Here is a 17,290-nt window from a genome sequence, read left to right as displayed (position 1 = left end):
CTTCAGGGTAGCGGTGCTACCCTTTTTTACCGGAGTTTTTTATGTCAATAGATTGGAACTGGGGCATTTTTTTTGAAGCGGCCCCTTTTGGCAACACCACCTACCTCGGCTGGCTGTGGGCGGGATTTAAAGTCACCATCGCCGTCTCGTTTTGCGCCTGGATTATCGCGTTGCTGGTCGGTTCGCTGTTCGGCATCCTGCGTACCGTTCCAAATCGTTTTCTTTCCGCTTTAGGAACCTGTTACGTCGAGTTATTCCGTAACATTCCTTTGATCGTGCAGTTCTTCATTTGGTATCTGGTGGTTCCCGAGCTGTTGCCGGTCAATATCGGCACGTGGTTTAAGTCGGGCCTGGACCCGAATGTCCAGTTTTTTGTCTCCTCCATGGTGTGCCTGGGATTGTTTACCGCCGCCCGCGTGTGCGAACAGGTACGCGCCGGCATCCAGTCGCTGGCCTCCGGACAGATGGCCGCCGGGCTGGCGATGGGCCTGACCCTACCGCAAACCTATCGTTACGTGCTGCTGCCGAACGCTTATCGCGTGATTGTGCCGCCGATGACCTCGGAAATGCTTAACCTGGTGAAAAACTCCGCCGTGGCCTCCACCATCGGTCTGGTGGATATGGCGGCGCAGGCGGGCAAGCTGCTGGATTATTCCGCCCATGCGTACGAGTCTTTTACCGCGATAACCCTCGGCTACCTGATTATTAACGCGGTGATCATGTTTGCCATGCATCTGGTGGAGAAAAAAGTACGTCTGCCCGGTCATATAGGAGGTAAATGATGTACCAATTTGACTGGAGTACCATTGTCCCCAGCCTGCCGTATATGCTGCAGGGCATGGCGCTGACGCTGAAAATCACCTTTACCGCCGTGTTCTTCGGCATTATCTGGGGCACCGTGCTGGCGGTCATGCGCCTGTCGCCGCTGTGGCCGGTCAGCTGGTTCGCCAAACTTTACGTTAATCTGTTTCGATCGGTACCGCTGTTGATGGTGCTGTTGTGGTTTTATCTCGTTGTGCCGAGCTTTTTGCAAAAGGTGCTGGGACTGTCGCCGCAAACCGATATCCGGCTGATTTCAGCCATGGTGGCCTTTTCGCTGTTTGAAGCCGCCTATTACTCGGAGATTATCCGCGCCGGCATTATCAGTATTTCACGCGGCCAGGCCTCCGCGGCGCTGGCGCTGGGCATGACGCCCTGGCAGTCCATGCAATTGGTGGTGCTGCCCCAGGCGTTTCGCGCCATGGTGCCGCTGCTGCTGACCCAGGGCATTGTCCTGTTCCAGGATACGTCGCTGGTGTATGTGCTAAGCCTGGCGGACTTTTTCCGCACCGCGTCGTCGGTGGGCGAGCGCGACGGCACGCAGGTGGAAATGATCCTGTTTGCCGGCGCGGTTTATTTTGTAATCAGCCTCAGCGCTTCCCTGCTGGTGAATTATTTGAAGAAAAGGACGGTTTGATGATTTCCCTGAAAAATATTTCTAAATGGTACGGTCATTTTCAGGTTCTGAACGATTGCTCAACCGAAGTGCAAACCGGCGAGGTCGTCGTGGTCTGCGGTCCGTCCGGGTCGGGTAAATCGACGCTGATCAAAACCGTCAACGGGCTGGAGCCAATCCAGCGCGGCCAGATTATGGTCAACGATATCGCCGTCAACGATAAGCGCACCAACCTGGCCCAACTGCGCGCCAAGGTGGGCATGGTGTTCCAGCATTTTGAACTGTTTCCGCACCTGTCGATCATCGACAATCTTACCCTGGCGCAGGTGAAGGTGCTTAAGCGCAACAAGGACGCCGCGCGCGAAAAAGGCCTGAAACTCCTGGAGCGGGTGGGATTGTCCGTGCAGGCCAATAAATTCCCCGGCCAGCTTTCCGGCGGCCAGCAGCAGCGGGTGGCCATTGCCCGCGCCCTGTGCATGGATCCGGTGGCGATGCTGTTTGACGAGCCGACGTCGGCGCTGGACCCGGAAATGATCAATGAAGTGCTGGACGTGATGGTGGAGCTGGCGCAGGAAGGCATGACCATGATGGTGGTGACCCATGAAATGGGCTTTGCCCGCAAAGTGGCCAACCGGGTGATTTTTATGGACGAAGGTAAAATCGTCGAGGATACGCACAAAGAAGCGTTCTTCCAGCATCCGCAAACCGATCGCGCCCGCGACTTCCTGGCGAAAATACTGCACTAGCCGCCCGCGGCGGCCTGTCGCCACGCTGCGGGCAGGCCGCGCCGCTATTGGAACGGACGGCGGTGGAATTGATCAAACCCGCATTCCGGGCAAAGCGGCAACGTTTCCGGCGTGTAAAACGCCAGCGAATGATGGCAACGTTCGCACACCAGGTTGCCCAGCCCCACCACTTCCCCGCTGTTGTAGACGCCGTGATGGCTGACGTCTTTAAACACTTCCTGCCACTCCAGCTGGGTTTTATCGGTGATGTCCGCCAGTTCCTGCCACAGGCTCTCCTTGATGACCCGCGTAAACACGCTGTCGTCATCCTGCGTGCGGCTCTCATCATAGCTGCGGGCGAACTCTTCCAGATCGCGGCGCACCGCCCGGGTAACGTTCTCCACTTCCGCCGGCGTCAAATCGCCGGTGGCCTGCAAACGCAGGCGCGCATCCTCGACCAGCGTATCGATATTCCTTTCGCCCTGCTCAAGCTGTTGACTCAGCGAGGCCAGCAATTCGCGGTAATATTGCGCCACCTTATCCATCGTCTTCTCCTGATTTCCGCCAGCATCACCCGAAATGGCCTTCTGGCCGGGACTAAATTGGTATCATGCTGATAATTTTAGCCTATAACGGTAAACTCATTCGGTATAAAGCATGGCGCAACGCAATAATTCGGCCGGATCCGGGCTTATGTGGCAGAAATACGCATCCGGGCGGCGCTGGGTGTTGTTGCCGCCGTTGCTTATCAGCTATGCTATGCGGATCTTTTGTTATCAACGCTCGGTAGACAACGCGAGCGTAGCTGTATTTTCACTATAGGACCACTGGCTGCCATGCAAGAGCAATATCGCCCGGAAGAGATAGAATCCCACGTCCAGCTTCACTGGCATGAACACCACACCTTCAAGGTTACCGAGGATACGGGCAAGGAAAAATATTACTGTCTTTCCATGCTGCCCTATCCCTCCGGCCGCCTGCATATGGGCCATGTGCGCAACTACACCATTGGCGATGTTATCGCGCGTTATCAGCGCATGCAGGGCAAGAACGTGCTGCAGCCCATCGGCTGGGACGCCTTCGGCCTGCCGGCGGAAGGCGCGGCGGTCAAGAACAATACGGCGCCGGCGCCCTGGACCTACGACAATATCGCGTATATGAAAACCCAGCTAAAACTGCTGGGCTTCGGTTATGACTGGGACCGGGAGGTCACCACCTGCCGGCCGGAATATTATCGCTGGGAGCAGTGGTTCTTTGCCCGTCTGTACGAAAAGGGCCTGGTCTATAAAAAGACCTCGGCGGTCAACTGGTGTCCCCATGACCAGACGGTGTTGGCCAACGAGCAGGTGATCGACGGCGGCTGCTGGCGCTGCGGCACCAAGGTCGAACGTAAGGAAATACCGCAGTGGTTCGTGAAAATCACCGCCTACGCCGATGAGCTGCTGTATGGCCTGGACAACCTGGAAAGCTGGCCCGAGCAGGTGAAAACCATGCAGCGCAACTGGATCGGCCGCTCCGAAGGGGTGGAAATCCGCTTCCAGGTGGCGCACAGCGAGGAAACGCTGTCGGTCTACACCACCCGTCCCGATACCTTTATGGGCGTGACCTACCTGGCCGTCGCCGCCGGGCATCCGCTGTCGCTGGCGGCCGCGGCCGCCAACCCGGCTCTGGCCGACTTCATCGCCGAATGCCGCAATACCAAAGTGGCCGAAGCCGACATGGCGACCATGGAGAAAAAAGGCATGGCGACCGGCCTGTTCGCCATTCATCCGCTAAGCGGCGAATCCGTGCCGGTATGGGTGGCCAACTTTGTCCTGATGGAATACGGCACCGGCGCGGTCATGGCGGTGCCCGGCCACGATCAGCGCGACTGGGAATTCGCCACGAAATACCACTTGCCGATTAAAGCGGTGATCCTGGACGCCGGCGGCGCCGAGCCGGATTTAAGCCAGCAGGCCATGACTGAAAAAGGCGTGCTGTTCAATTCCGGCGAATTCGACGGTCTCGACCATACCGCGGGCTTTAACGCCGTCGCCGATAAGCTGGTGGCGGCCGGCGTCGGCGAGCGTAAAGTCAATTACCGCCTGCGCGACTGGGGCGTTTCGCGCCAGCGCTACTGGGGCGCGCCTATTCCGATGGTCACCCTGGAAGACGGCACCGTCATCCCGACCCCGGACGATCAGCTGCCGGTGCTGCTACCGGAAGATGTGGTCATGGACGGGATATCCAGTCCGATAAAAGCCGACCCCGAATGGGCGAAAACCACCGTCAACGGCCGGCCGGCGCTGCGCGAAACCGATACCTTCGATACTTTTATGGAATCGAGCTGGTACTACGCGCGTTATACCTGCCCGCACTTCGACAGCGGCATGCTGGACCCCGCCGCCGCCAATTACTGGCTGCCGGTGGATCAATATGTCGGCGGCATCGAGCATGCCATCATGCATCTGATGTATTTCCGCTTTTATCATAAGCTGCTGCGCGACGCCGGCCTGGTGAGTTCCGACGAACCGGCCAAACGCCTGCTGTGCCAGGGCATGGTGCTGGCGGACGCGTTCTATTACCTGGGTAGCGGCGGCGAACAGATCTGGATCTCGCCGGCGGATGTCGAGGTGGAACGCGATGAAAAAGGCCGTATCGTCAAAGCCACCGATAAGGATGGCCGCGAGCTGGTCTATGCCGGCATGAGCAAGATGTCCAAATCGAAAAACAACGGCATCGATCCCCAGATCATGGTGGAAAAATACGGCGCCGATACCGTGCGTTTGTTTATGATGTTCGCCTCGCCGGCGGAAATGACGCTGGAATGGCAAGAGTCCGGCGTCGAAGGGGCCAACCGCTTTTTGAAGCGCGTGTGGAAACTGGTCTACGATCATACGCAGCTTGGCGCCGCCGGCCGGCCGGATGTGGCCGCCCTTGACGAGGCGCAGAAATATTTGCGCCGCGAACTGCATAAAACCATTGCCAAGGTCAACGACGATATCGGCCGCCGCCAGACGTTCAATACCGCCATCGCCGCTATTATGGAACTGATGAACAAGCTGGCGCGGGCGCCGCAGGACACCGCGCAGGATCGCGCCCTGCTGCAGGAAGCGCTGCTGGCGGTGGTGCGCATGCTGTATCCGTTTACCCCTCACGCCAGCTTTGCGCTGTGGCAGGCGCTTGGCGGCGAAGGCGATATTGACAGCGCCCCATGGCCGGTTGCCGATGAAACGGCTATGGTAGAGGAAGCGAAGCTGGTGGTTATCCAGGTCAATGGTAAACTGCGCGGAAGAATTACCGTTCCCGCCGACGCCGACGAAGCGCTGGTGCGTGAACGCGCCGTCCAGGAACACCTGGTGGCGAAACACCTGGAAGGGTTCACGGTGCGTAAAGTGATTTACGTGCCTGGCAAACTGCTTAACCTGGTTGTGGGTTAAGACAAGGAGGCGTTGTGCGACATCGTACTATAGCGTTGTTGCTGGGGCTCGCGGTGCTGGTTACCGCGGGCTGCGGTTTTCATCTGCGCGGCACCACAAAAGTGCCAAATGAATTAAAGACCTTAACCTTTAGCAGCTACGATCCCTACGGACCGCTGACCCGGGCCGTACGCGCCCAGTTGCGGCTCAGCGACGTCACCATCGTCAAGGACAAGGATCCGCGGGCCAAAACCCTGCCGTCGTTGCGCCTTACCAGCTCGATGGAAGACCGTTCTACGGTATCGGTGTTCCAGGATGGTAAAGCCGCCGAATACCAGCTGGTGCTTGAGGTGGAGGCCCAGGTGCTGACGCCGGGTAAGGATATTTTCCCCATCCGCATCCGGGTATTCCGTTCGTTCTTTGACAACCCGCTCACCGCGCTTGCCAAGGACAATGAAAACGACATTATCCGCCAGGAACTGCGTGAACAGGCGGCGCAGCAGTTAGTGCGCAAACTGCTGGCGGTCCATGCCGCGGTTGAAGCCAACGGCGCCGTGGACGCCACGCTGCAAAAAACGGCGCGGGCCAATGCCGTCACCGGCGCCAAGGGAACCACCGCTACCAACACGGACGGCGCCGCGGGCATTGAAGTCATTCAAACGCCGACCTCGGCCACGGAAGAGCAATGATCAGGCTTTACCCGGAACAGCTGGGCGCGCAGCTGAAGGAAACGCTGCGCCCCTGCTATTTGCTGTTCGGGAACGATCCGTTGCTGCTGCAGGAAAGTCAGGATGCGATTCGCCGCCAGGCGCAATCGCATCAGTTCAGTGAGCATTTCAGCATTACGCTCGACGCCGCCACCGACTGGGATGACATTTTCAGTCTTTGCCAGGCGATGAGCCTGTTCGCCAGCCGCCAGACCCTGCTGTTAATCCTGCCGGAAAACGGCGCCAGCGCTCCTATCGGCGAAAAATTATTACTGCTTTCCACCCTGCTCCACCCGGATTTGTTACTGATGCTGCGCGGCGCCCGCCTGACGCGCGCGCAGGAAAACAGCGCCTGGTTCAAGGCGCTGAGCAAGGATGCGGTATTCATCACGTGCGCCACGCCCGAGCAGGCGCAGTTGCCCCGCTGGGTGGCGACGCGCGCCAAAACCATGAACCTGACGCTGGACGATGCGGCCAGCCAGCTACTGTGCTACTGCTATGAAGGCAACCTGCTGGCGCTGTCTCAGGCCCTGGAGCGTTTATCGCTGGTCTATCCCGACGGCAGCCTTACCCTGCCGCGGGTGGAAACGGCGGTTAACGACGCGGCGCATTTTACCCCCTTCCATTGGGTGGACGCGCTGTTGGGCGGCAAGAGCAAACGGGCGGCGCACATCCTGCGGCAGTTACGCCAGGAAGCCAGCGAGCCGGTAATCCTATTGCGCAGCCTGCAACGGGAGGTATTAACGCTGCTGGCATTGCATCGTGATATGCAACGCATGCCGCTGCGCGCCCTGTTTGATCAGCATAAAGTCTGGCAAAATCGCCGGGCGCTGCTGACCCAGGCACTGCAGCGCCTGTCATCCCGCCAGCTGCATCAGGCGGTCGGCCTGATGGCCAGTATGGAAATCGCCCTGAAGCAGGATTACGGCTATCCGGTCTGGACCGATCTGGAAGCTCTTTCCCTGCTGCTGTGCGGCAAATCACTGCCCGAGACCCTGATAAATGTCTGATATCGCCGACACCACGCCCCGCGCCGCAGCGCAGGCCGGACGACTGACCGCTATTTTCGGCGGCACTTTTGACCCGATTCATTACGGCCATATCAAACCGGCCATCGCGCTCGCCAGGCTGGTGGGTCTTGAGCGCATCACCCTGCTGCCCAATAACGTGCCGCCCCACCGCCCGCAGCCTGAGGCCAGCGCGCAGCAGCGCCTGACCATGGTGCAGTTGGCGATAGCCGACACCGCAGGCTCGCTGTTTGATATCGACGACCGCGAGCTGCGGCGCGACAATCCGTCCTGGACGGTGGAAACCTTCGAAACCCTGCGCCGCGAGCGCGGCGCCGACGCGCCGCTGGGTTTTATCATCGGCCAGGATTCCCTGCTGACCCTGCCGCAATGGCACCGGGGCCTCGAACTGCTCGATACCTGTCATCTGCTGGTTTGCGCCCGGCCGGGATATGGCGGTAAGATGGCGACACCGGCATTGCAAGCCTGGCTCGAGTCCCGGTTAACCGAGGATATCAGCCGATTGCACCGGCAGGCCGCCGGGCTTATCTATCTGGCGCCGACGCCGGAGCTGTCGATTTCCGCCTCATTGATTCGCGAACGCCGCCACGCCGGATTGCGCTGTAACGATATGCTCTCGCCATCGGTGCAACGTTATATTGATGAACAGGGCTTATATCGCTAGTGAGCGGCCCATGCTATACTGCGCGGCTTAATTCTTCGGCTGAAGCTTAGGCTTTCTCCCGCCCGCCGCCTATGGCGTGCCGGTCCCGGCCGTAAGATCCCGGTCAGTCAGTTCTGGCATATCCGCCAGGCAGCCAACCTCTACATTTGCGGTGTCCATCGCGACAACGCATGCAAAGCACACCGAAGGGGGAACCTTTGCAAGGTAACACGCTCAAAGATTTCGTCATTGATAAAATTGATGATTTGAAAGGCCAGGATATTATTTCCATCGACGTACGCGGTAAATCCAGTATTACCGACTGTATGGTGATCTGCACGGGCACGTCCAGCCGTCACGTGATGTCCATTGCCGATCATGTCGTACAGGAGTCCCGCACCGCCGGCCTGATGCCCCTGGGCGTCGAAGGCGAAAAGGTCGCCGATTGGATCGTGGTCGACCTGGGCGACGTGATTGTCCATGTCATGCAGGCGGAAAGCCGCAGTCTTTATGAACTGGAAAAGCTCTGGAGCTGACCGGTGAGACTCCAGCTGATCGCGGTAGGCACCAAAATGCCGGATTGGGTACAAACCGGCTTTACCGATTACATGCGCCGCTTCCCCAAGGACATGCCGTTCGAGCTGAATGAAATTCCGGCCGGCAAGCGGGGCAAGAATGCGGATATCGGCCGCATCCTGGAAAAAGAAGGCGAACTGATGCTGGCGGCCGTGGGCAAAGGAAACCGCATCGTGACGCTGGATATCCCGGGCGTCCCGTGGGAAACGCCGCTGCTGGCGCAACAACTGGAACGCTGGAAACAGGACGGCCGTGACGTCAGCCTGCTGATCGGCGGTCCCGAGGGGCTGGCGCCGGCGTGCAAGGCGGCTGCGGAGCAAAGCTGGTCGTTATCGCCGTTAACCTTGCCTCATCCGTTAGTTCGGGTGTTAGTCGCGGAGAGCCTGTATCGTGCCTGGAGCATTACCACCAACCATCCATATCACCGGGAATAAACCGGTGAAGATGTATAGAGTGAAATAACCCCGCGGAATGAAAATAGATCATAACCCCTTTCGCGACTATTCAGCTGAGTCGGCACTGTTTGTCCGCCGGGCGCTGGTGGCATTTCTCGGTATCCTGGCGTTAAGCGGGATATTGATCGCCAATCTCTATCACCTGCAAATCACCCGTTTTGAAGACTACCGCACCCGCTCCAATGAAAACCGCATCAAGCTGGTGCCTATCGCCCCCAGCCGCGGCATCATTTACGATCGCAACGGCATCCCGCTGGCGCTGAACCGTACCATTTATCAGTTGGAGCTGATGCCGGAAAAAATGGATGACCTGCAGGGGACCATTGATGCGCTCAGGCCGATCGTCGATCTGACCGACGACGATATCGCCAATTTCAAAAAAGAGCGCAGCCGTTCCCACCGCTTTACCTCCCTGCCGCTGAAAGTCGGCCTGACCGAGGTGCAGCAGGCGCGCTTTGCGGTAAACCAGTTTAATTTTCCGGGCGTGGAAGTCAAAGGCTACCAGCGGCGCTATTATCCTTACGGCTCGGCGCTGACCCATGTCATCGGCTATGTTTCCAAAATCAATGATAAAGATGTGGAACGGCTGGACAAGGACGGCATCCTGGCCAACTATGCCGCCACCAACGATATCGGCAAGCTGGGCATCGAGCGCTTTTACGAGAATACCCTGCACGGCAAGACCGGTTACGAAGAGGTGGAAGTCAACAACCGCGGCCGGGTTATCCGCCAATTGCATGAACAGCCGCCCCAGGCCGGGAAGGATATCTACCTGACCCTGGACCTGCACCTGCAAACTTATATTGAAAAACTGCTGGCGGGCAGCCGCGCGGCGGTCGTGGTGGCCGACCCGCGCGACGGCGGCATCCGCGCGCTGGTATCCAATCCCAGCTACGATCCCAACCTGTTTGTCGACGGTATCACCAGCAAGGATTACCGCAACCTGCTGCAGGATGAAAATCGTCCGCTGATCAACCGCGCCACCCAGGGGGTCTACCCGCCGGCCTCCACCGTCAAGCCCTATATCGCGGTCTCCGCCCTGACCCTGGGCACCATTAACCGCAGCTATTCCCTGTTCGATCCGGGCTGGTGGCAATTGCCCGGCTCGGATAAACGCTATCGCGACTGGAAAAAATGGGGGCACGGCCGGCTTAACGTCACCAAGGCGCTGGAGGAATCGGCGGATACCTTTTTCTACCAGGTGGCCTATGATTTGGGCATCGACCGGCTGTCGGAGTGGATGTCGAAGTTCGGCTACGGCTCCTATACCGGCATCGACCTGTCCGAGGAACGCTCCGGCGTGATGCCGACCCGTGAATGGAAACTGAAACGCTTCAAGAAGCCCTGGTACCTGGGCGATACCATTCCGGTCGGCATCGGCCAGGGATACTGGACCGCCACGCCGGTGCAGATGTCCAAGGCCCTGATGTCGCTGATTAACGACGGCGCGGTGCGTATCCCGCATTTGCTGTACAGTACCCGGGAAAACGGCCAGCTGGTCCCCTATAAACAGCCGGAACATACCCAGATCGGCGACCCGCATTCCGGTTATTGGGAAGTGGCCAAGGACGGCATGTACGGCGTCGCCAACCGGCCCAACGGCACCGCGCGCAAAAGCTTTGCCGACGCGCCGTATAAAATAGCCGCCAAATCGGGTACCGCGCAGGTGTATGGCCTGAAGGCCAACGAAGTGTATAACGCCCACAAGATCGCCGAGCATCTGCGCGATCATAAGCTGATGACCGCGTTCGCCCCCTATGACAAGCCGACAGTGGCGGTGGTGGTGATCCTGGAGAACGGCGGTATCGGTCCGGCGGTGGGCACCATTACCCGCCAGATTCTGGACCATATCATGCTGGGCGACAATACGACGGATTTACCGGCCGAGCAGCCTGCTCCGCCCGGCACTGAAGGTGATTAGCCATGACCGATAACCAGCAAAACGGGGCGTTCTGGAATAAGCTCCATATCGATGTGCCTTTTCTATTCCTGATCACGCTGTTGCTGGCGTACAGCGCCATGGTCATGTGGAGCGCCAGCGGCCAGGATGTCGGCATGATGGAGCGCAAAATCGGCCAGATTTTCATGGGCCTGCTCGTGATGCTGGTATTGGCGCAGGTGCCGCCCCGGGTCTATGAGGCCTGGGCGCCCTACCTTTACATTATCAGCGTGATCCTGCTGGTGGCGGTGGACGCCTTCGGCCAGATCAGTAAAGGCGCCCAGCGCTGGCTGGATTTGGGATTTGTGCGTTTCCAGCCTTCGGAAATCGCCAAGATCGCGGTGCCGCTGATGGTGGCGCGCTTTATCAACCGCGACAGCTGTCCGCCTTCGCTGAAAAATACCGCCATCGCGCTGGTGCTGATATTCCTGCCCACGCTGCTGGTGGCGGCGCAGCCCGACCTCGGCACCGCCATCCTTATCGCCGCCTCGGGGCTGTTCGTGCTGTTCCTGTCCGGCATGAGCTGGAAGCTGATCGGGGTGGCGGCGCTGCTGGTGGCGGCCTTTATTCCGATCCTGTGGTTCTTCCTGATGCATGACTACCAGCGCGATCGCGTCATGATGCTGCTCGATCCGGAAACCGACCCGCTGGGCGCCGGTTACCATATTATCCAGTCCAAAATCGCCATTGGCTCCGGCGGGCTGAGCGGCAAGGGCTGGCTGCACGGCACGCAGTCCCAGCTGGAATTCCTGCCGGAGCGCCATACCGATTTTATTTTCGCCGTATTGGGCGAGGAACTGGGCCTGATTGGCGTTCTGGTGCTTTTAGCGTTATACCTGTGCGTAATCATGCGCGGACTGGTGATCGCCGCCAAGGCGCAGACCACCTTCGGCCGGGTGATGGCCGGGGGTTTGATGCTGATTTTGTTCGTTTATGTATTCGTGAATATCGGCATGGTAAGTGGTATCTTACCGGTGGTCGGCGTTCCGCTGCCGCTGGTGAGCTACGGCGGCTCGGCATTAATCGTGCTGATGGCGGGGTTTGGTATCGTCATGTCGATACATACTCATCGGAAAATGTTGTCTAAAAACTTATAGAGGTGAGCAATGCGGAAGGAATGGCACTGGATCGGCGTGATGGGGTTATTGCTCACGGCCTGTAGCTCGACAGAGACGACGCAGCAGCAGCAGGCGCCCGCCGCGGCCTACAACGGGCCGGTGGTGGAGATAAGCGGCGTGGAGCCGCGCTATGAGCCGTATAACCCGGCCACCAACCAGGACTATGACGTCAACGGCAAGACTTACCATATTATCAAAAACCCGCAGAATTACAGCGAAACCGGCCTGGCCGCCTGGTATGACGCGGAATCCAGCGGCAGCAACGTCACCGCCACCGGCGAACAGTTCGATGCCGGCGCCCTGACCGCCGCGCATCCGACCCTGCCCATCCCAAGCTATGTGCGGGTGACCAATATCAGCAACGGCCGCCAGCTGGTGGTGCGGGTCAACGATCGGGGTCCCTACACGCCCGGCCGCATTATCGATTTGTCGCGCGCGGCGGGCGATCGGCTGAACATCTCCAATAACAGCAAGGTACGCGTCGACTTTATCCAGGTTGCGCCGGACGGCACGCTGTCCGGACCCGGCACCGTCGGCACCGTGGTGGCTAAACAGAACTACGCGCTGCCGCCGCGGCCCGATCTGGGCACCGGCGCGATGGGTACCCCGGTCATGCAATCGTCCACGCCCGAAGCCGATAGCGGCGCGGTCCGCCCGGTTGCCGATCCGGTGCCGGCAAACGCGCCGGCGGACGATGACGCCACCGGCGCCCCGGTAGCCGCCGGCGGTGGCGGCGGTCACGGTTTTCTCGGCGCCCCGTCGGCACTGCCGCCCGGCGTGATTGAATCCAGCCAGCCCGAACCCACCGCCGCCGCGCCGGTGGCGTCGCAGCCGTCATCCTATTCCGCGGGCGCCTCGACGCATAGCACGGCCGTCGTCGCCCCGCCGTACGTCACGCAGCCGCCGCCCGTTTCAGCGGGCGCTACGACGCATACCACGGCCGTCGTCGCGCCGGTGGCGTCGCCGGCCGCGTCTTCCGGCCGCTACGTGATCCAGGTCGGCGCTATTGGCGACCGCCAGCGCGCAATCAGCTGGCAGCAAAGCCTGAGCCAGAAATTCGGCGTGCCGGGCAAGGTCACCGCCAACGGCGCGCTGTACCGTGTGCAACTGGGGCCGTTCAGCTCCCGGCAGCAGGCCGCCGGGTTGCAGCAGCGCCTGGTCAGCGAAGCGCAGCAGCAATCGTTTATCACTACGGCGACGGAATAGCCGGGGCGCGGGCCGGCTGAAACATTCTTAAAAGGTTCTCCCCGCCAGGTTACGGATTGCCTGATGCCGGCCTTTTTTACTTCTGCTATAGTGTGGCACGATTTTAACTTACTCCCACGGATGCTGTTGTCCTGACATGAATAAAGTAATGAGCCATCTTTTATTCAGGCGCTTAGCCTTAAGCACCCTTATTGCGCTGATCCCTCTTTCCAATAGCTACGCCGACGATGTGAATCTGAAGACCATGATTCCCGGCGTGCCGCAAATTGATGCCGAAACCTATATCCTGATCGATTACAACTCCGGCAAGGTACTGGCGGAGCAAAATGCCGACACCCGTCGCGATCCGGCCAGCCTGACAAAAATGATGACCAGCTACGTCATCGGCCAGGCGATAAAATCGGGAAAGATCACCCCTAACGATATCATCACCGTCAATAAGGACGCCTGGGCGACCGGCAATCCGGTATTCAAGGGTTCGTCGCTGATGTTCCTTAAACCCGGCGATCGCGTGCCGGTATCGCAGCTTAACCGCGGCATTATCCTCCAGTCAGGCAACGATGCCTGCGTGGCCATGGCCGATTACGTCGCCGGCAGCCAGGACGCGTTTGTCGGCCTGATGAATAACTACGTGAAAGCGCTGGGCTTGCAAAATACCCAGTTCGAAACCGTACACGGCCTCGATGCCCCGGGCCAGTACAGCTCCGCCCGCGATATGGCGCTGATCGGCAAGGCCCTGATCCGCGATGTGCCGGAAGAATACGCCACTTATAAAGAAAAAGAATTTACCTTCAATAATATCAGGCAGATGAACCGTAACGGCCTGCTGTGGGATACCGGGTTGAACGTAGACGGCATCAAAACCGGCCACACCGACTCCGCCGGTTTTAACCTGGTCGCCTCGGCCACCGACGGTCCGATGCGGCTGATTTCAGCGGTGATGGGCGGCCATTCGCCCAAGGGCCGCGAAAGCGAAACCCGCAAGCTGCTGACCTGGGGCTTCCGTTTCTTTGAAACCGTGGCGCCGCTGAAGGCGGGCAAGGAATTTGCCGCCGAGCCGGTGTGGTTCGGCGATACCGACAGCGTCAAGCTGGGCGTGGATAGCGATGCTTACCTGACCATTCCCCGCGGCCGCATGAAAGATCTGAAAGCCAGCTATACTCTAAGCCAGAAGGAATTGCATGCACCGCTTGCCAAAGGCCAGCAGGTAGGCACCATCAACTTCCAGCTGGACGGCAAGACCATCGATCAGCATCCGCTGGTGGTCCTGAACCAGGTGCAGGAAGGCAATATTTTCAGCCGCATCGTGGATTATATCAAGCTGATGTTCCATCATTGGTTCGCTTAATGCCGCCACGGCTTGTCAGCGGCAAATCAGCCCCCATATAATAGTAATAGAGCGCTCCCGCCCCGGCGGGAGTGAGTTTGATGGCCAGGCCGTGCCCACGGGCACGATGGGCAGGATCGTAAAGACGCCGTAAATCCCTTCCCGGCGCTGCGCGTTATTCTTCTTACCCATCCTACCCGCCGCAAATATCCGCCAGATGCAGTGGCAGTCACGCTACCGGAGTCCCAATGAAAACCAAACTGAATGAACTGCTTGAGTTCCCCTGCTCCTTTACCTATAAAGTGATGGGCACCGCGCGTCCGGAACTGGTCGATCGCGTGGTCGAAGTGGTACAGCGCCACGCGCCGGGCGATTATACCCCCCAGGTCAAGCCGAGCAGCAAAGGCAATTACCATGCGGTGTCCATTACCATTACCGCCACCCATATCGAGCAGGTCGAAGCGCTCTATGAGGAGTTGGGCAATATCGAACAGGTCCGCATGGTCTTGTAAACCGGGAGTCGCCTGTGCCACAGGAAACCATCATAATCCGCCAGCTTGGCCTGCAGCCCTATGACGTGGTGTCGCAGGCCATGCACGTCTTCACCGATCGCCGCGACGAATCCACGCCGGATGAAATCTGGCTGGTCCAGCATCCGCAGGTATTTACCCAGGGGCAGGCCGGCAAGGCAGAACATATCCTGGCGCCGGGCGCCATTCCGGTTATCCAGAGCGATCGCGGCGGCCAGGTCACGTTTCACGGCCCCGGCCAGCAAATCCTCTACGTCCTGCTTAACCTTAAACGCCGCAGGCTGGGCGTGCGCCAGTTGGTGACCCTGCTGGAAGAAACGGTGGTGGAGACCCTGGGGCGTTTTGCCATCGCGGCGCGCGCGCGCGCGGACGCGCCGGGCGTCTATGTGAATGATGATAAAATCTGCTCGCTGGGATTACGCATCCGCAAAGGCTGTTCGTTTCACGGACTGGCGCTGAATATCGCCATGGATCTCTCGCCCTTCCTGCGAATCAATCCCTGCGGCTACGCCGGACTGCGCATGACCCAGGTAAGCGATCTGGCGCCGGGCACCCGCGTGGACGACGTGGCGCCGGTGCTGACCGGGGTCTTCCTGCAACGGCTCGGCAATCCGCCGGCCCGCATGCTGCCCTGGTATCTGGAGGATTACCCTCCCCTTGCGGACGCAATCCAGCAATAATCGCTTTTTTGGGCTGAAAGCGAACGGTTAACCATGTTATAATTTTTGATGTTTTATCAAATTTAGTTGAACAATCACGTAACAGCGTGTGTGATAACCTGCATGCTGGCACATTCGGGACGGGACCTGCGAGATTATGAGTAAACCGATACAGATGGAACGCGGCGTTAAATACCGCGACGCCGATAAAATGGCCTTAATCCCGATTAAAACCGTGGCGGTCGAGCGTCAGGAGATGCTGCGCAAACCGGAATGGATGAAGATTAAACTGCCGTCGGACTCCACGCGTATCCAGGGTATTAAAGCCGCCATGCGCAAAAACGGCCTGCACTCCGTCTGCGAGGAAGCGTCGTGCCCCAACCTGTCCGAGTGTTTTAACCATGGCACCGCCACCTTTATGATCCTCGGCGCCATCTGCACCCGCCGCTGCCCGTTCTGCGACGTCGCCCATGGCCGTCCAACCCAGCCCGACGCCAATGAGCCGGAAAAACTGGGCCAGACCATCGCCGATATGGGGCTGCGCTACGTCGTCGTCACCTCGGTGGACCGCGACGACCTGCGCGACGGCGGCGCCCAGCATTTTGCCGATTGCATCACCGCCATCCGGGCGAAAAACCCCTCCATCAAGATTGAAACGCTGGTGCCGGATTTCCGCGGCCGGATGGATCGGGCGCTGGAAATTCTCAACGCGGCGCCGCCGGATGTGTTTAACCACAATCTGGAAAATGTGCCCCGGCTATACCGCCAGGTGCGCCCGGGCGCCGACTATAACTGGTCGCTGAAACTGCTCGAGCGTTTCAAGGAAGCCAACCCCGACCTGCCGACCAAATCCGGACTGATGGTGGGGCTGGGCGAAACCAACGCGGAAATCGTTGACGTCATGCGCGATCTGCGCCGCCACGGCGTGACCATGTTGACCCTGGGCCAGTATCTGCAGCCCAGCCGTCATCACCTGGCGGTGAAGCGTTACGTCAGTCCGCAGGAATTCGACGAGATGAAAGCGGAAGCCATGGCCATGGGCTTTACCCATGCGGCGTGCGGTCCGTTCGTGCGCTCGTCCTACCATGCGGACCTGCAGGCCAAGGGCATTGAGGTAAAATAACCGGCGACATATCCGGTTACATTCTGACTGCGGCCAATAAAAAAGGATGGTTGCGATAACCATCCTTTTCCGCGCCAGGTTTACTCTTTACGTTCTGTAACCTGGGGCGCCACGGTATCATCAGCCTGCGTTTTCGGCGCGACCGCATCATCGCTACCCATCGCTTTCTTGAAACCTTTGATAGCCGCGCCCAGGTCGCCGCCCAGGCTGCGCAGCTTATTGGTGCCGAACAGCAGCACAATCAAGGCGCCGATGACTAATAATTTGGTAATACTTAAACCTTCCATACTCACCTTCTTGCTTAACGCTTGCTGATAAAACCAGCGATTGATACATGTTAATCGCTTTTTACCGCTATTGCCCCTGCATTACAAGAGATATCTGTAACAGATTTACATACCGGGGCGTTATTCCCGCTACG

Annotated in this window: 18 protein-coding genes; 16 read left to right on the top strand and 2 right to left on the bottom strand. The window is 59.0% G+C overall.

Going from position 1 to position 17,290, the window contains the following annotated elements:
• The first annotated feature begins 41 nt into the window (after window positions 1–41).
• The 3 genes from ACL2XQ_RS05670 to ACL2XQ_RS05660 are packed head-to-tail and all read left to right on the top strand — an operon-like array spanning window position 42 to window position 2,181.
• Window positions 42–782, top strand: a complete 741-nt coding sequence (locus tag ACL2XQ_RS05670; RefSeq protein ID WP_410016091.1) for an amino acid ABC transporter permease — start codon at window positions 42–44, stop codon at window positions 780–782.
• Window positions 782–1,456 carry a glutamate/aspartate ABC transporter permease GltK gene (gltK, locus tag ACL2XQ_RS05665; RefSeq protein WP_410016600.1) on the top strand — a complete coding sequence of 225 codons (675 nt, stop codon included), beginning with the start codon at window positions 782–784 and terminating at the stop codon, window positions 1,454–1,456. The genes ACL2XQ_RS05670 and gltK overlap by 1 nt, the downstream gene beginning before the upstream one ends.
• Window positions 1,456–2,181 carry an amino acid ABC transporter ATP-binding protein gene (locus tag ACL2XQ_RS05660; RefSeq protein WP_410016092.1) on the top strand — a complete coding sequence of 242 codons (726 nt, stop codon included), beginning with the start codon at window positions 1,456–1,458 and terminating at the stop codon, window positions 2,179–2,181. Before gltK ends, ACL2XQ_RS05660 begins: the two co-directional genes overlap by 1 nt.
• Window positions 2,182–2,225: 44 nt before the next feature.
• Here the strand turns inward: ACL2XQ_RS05660 and ACL2XQ_RS05655 are convergent, their stop codons facing one another.
• Window positions 2,226–2,705 (bottom strand): zinc ribbon-containing protein, encoded by a 480-nt coding sequence (locus ACL2XQ_RS05655; protein ID WP_413722293.1) that lies wholly within the window; start codon window positions 2,703–2,705, stop codon window positions 2,226–2,228.
• Window positions 2,706–2,996: 291 nt separating this feature from the next.
• On the opposite strand from ACL2XQ_RS05655, the gene leuS reads away from it, so the two are divergent.
• From leuS to lipA, 13 genes are all read left to right on the top strand, one after another.
• Entirely contained in the window at window positions 2,997–5,579 is a 2,583-nt protein-coding gene (gene leuS / locus ACL2XQ_RS05650; RefSeq protein ID WP_413740125.1) for a leucine--tRNA ligase, read from the top strand.
• A 14-nt stretch (window positions 5,580–5,593) separates the two neighbouring features.
• Window positions 5,594–6,247 (top strand): LPS assembly lipoprotein LptE, encoded by a 654-nt coding sequence (gene lptE, locus ACL2XQ_RS05645; RefSeq protein WP_413740124.1) that lies wholly within the window; start codon window positions 5,594–5,596, stop codon window positions 6,245–6,247.
• Window positions 6,244–7,275, top strand: a complete 1,032-nt coding sequence (gene holA / locus ACL2XQ_RS05640; protein WP_410016096.1) for a DNA polymerase III subunit delta — start codon at window positions 6,244–6,246, stop codon at window positions 7,273–7,275. The genes lptE and holA overlap by 4 nt, the downstream gene beginning before the upstream one ends.
• Complete coding sequence (nadD, locus tag ACL2XQ_RS05635) at window positions 7,268–7,957, top strand: nicotinate-nucleotide adenylyltransferase (RefSeq protein WP_410016097.1); 690 nt, start codon at window positions 7,268–7,270, stop codon at window positions 7,955–7,957. Before holA ends, nadD begins: the two co-directional genes overlap by 8 nt.
• Window positions 7,958–8,154: 197 nt before the next feature.
• Window positions 8,155–8,472, top strand: coding sequence for a ribosome silencing factor (gene rsfS, locus ACL2XQ_RS05630; protein ID WP_410016098.1), 318 nt, complete (start codon window positions 8,155–8,157; stop codon window positions 8,470–8,472).
• A gap of 3 nt (window positions 8,473–8,475) precedes the next feature.
• Window positions 8,476–8,946, top strand: coding sequence for a 23S rRNA (pseudouridine(1915)-N(3))-methyltransferase RlmH (rlmH, locus tag ACL2XQ_RS05625; protein WP_410016099.1), 471 nt, complete (start codon window positions 8,476–8,478; stop codon window positions 8,944–8,946).
• Window positions 8,947–8,983: 37 nt separating this feature from the next.
• The gene (mrdA, locus tag ACL2XQ_RS05620; protein WP_410016100.1) at window positions 8,984–10,888 is read left to right on the top strand and encodes a peptidoglycan DD-transpeptidase MrdA; all 1,905 of its coding nucleotides are present in this window, start codon (window positions 8,984–8,986) and stop codon (window positions 10,886–10,888) included.
• A gap of 2 nt (window positions 10,889–10,890) precedes the next feature.
• The gene (gene mrdB / locus ACL2XQ_RS05615; RefSeq protein ID WP_410016101.1) at window positions 10,891–12,003 is read left to right on the top strand and encodes a peptidoglycan glycosyltransferase MrdB; all 1,113 of its coding nucleotides are present in this window, start codon (window positions 10,891–10,893) and stop codon (window positions 12,001–12,003) included.
• Between the two features lie 9 nt (window positions 12,004–12,012).
• The gene (rlpA, locus tag ACL2XQ_RS05610; protein ID WP_413722291.1) at window positions 12,013–13,230 is read left to right on the top strand and encodes an endolytic peptidoglycan transglycosylase RlpA; all 1,218 of its coding nucleotides are present in this window, start codon (window positions 12,013–12,015) and stop codon (window positions 13,228–13,230) included.
• 136 nt (window positions 13,231–13,366) lie between these two features.
• Window positions 13,367–14,578 carry a D-alanyl-D-alanine carboxypeptidase DacA gene (gene dacA / locus ACL2XQ_RS05605; protein ID WP_410016103.1) on the top strand — a complete coding sequence of 404 codons (1,212 nt, stop codon included), beginning with the start codon at window positions 13,367–13,369 and terminating at the stop codon, window positions 14,576–14,578.
• Between the two features lie 227 nt (window positions 14,579–14,805).
• Window positions 14,806–15,069, top strand: coding sequence for a DUF493 family protein YbeD (gene ybeD / locus ACL2XQ_RS05600; protein WP_410016104.1), 264 nt, complete (start codon window positions 14,806–14,808; stop codon window positions 15,067–15,069).
• A 14-nt stretch (window positions 15,070–15,083) separates the two neighbouring features.
• Window positions 15,084–15,767 carry a lipoyl(octanoyl) transferase LipB gene (gene lipB / locus ACL2XQ_RS05595; protein WP_413722290.1) on the top strand — a complete coding sequence of 228 codons (684 nt, stop codon included), beginning with the start codon at window positions 15,084–15,086 and terminating at the stop codon, window positions 15,765–15,767.
• Window positions 15,768–15,903: 136 nt separating this feature from the next.
• On the top strand, window positions 15,904–16,869 hold the full coding sequence (gene lipA, locus ACL2XQ_RS05590; protein WP_413722289.1) for a lipoyl synthase: 966 nt from the start codon (window positions 15,904–15,906) through the stop codon (window positions 16,867–16,869).
• An 80-nt stretch (window positions 16,870–16,949) separates the two neighbouring features.
• Here the strand turns inward: lipA and tatE are convergent, their stop codons facing one another.
• Window positions 16,950–17,156: a twin-arginine translocase subunit TatE gene (gene tatE, locus ACL2XQ_RS05585; protein ID WP_413722288.1), complete on the bottom strand. Its 207-nt coding sequence runs from the start codon at window positions 17,154–17,156 to the stop codon at window positions 16,950–16,952.
• Window positions 17,157–17,290 lie beyond the last annotated feature (134 nt).

Origin of the sequence: Sodalis sp. RH14 (assembly GCF_047324285.1) — a bacterium.
Lineage (GTDB): Bacteria > Pseudomonadota > Gammaproteobacteria > Enterobacterales > Enterobacteriaceae > Acerihabitans.
This window is presented reverse-complemented; position numbering and strand designations above follow the sequence as displayed.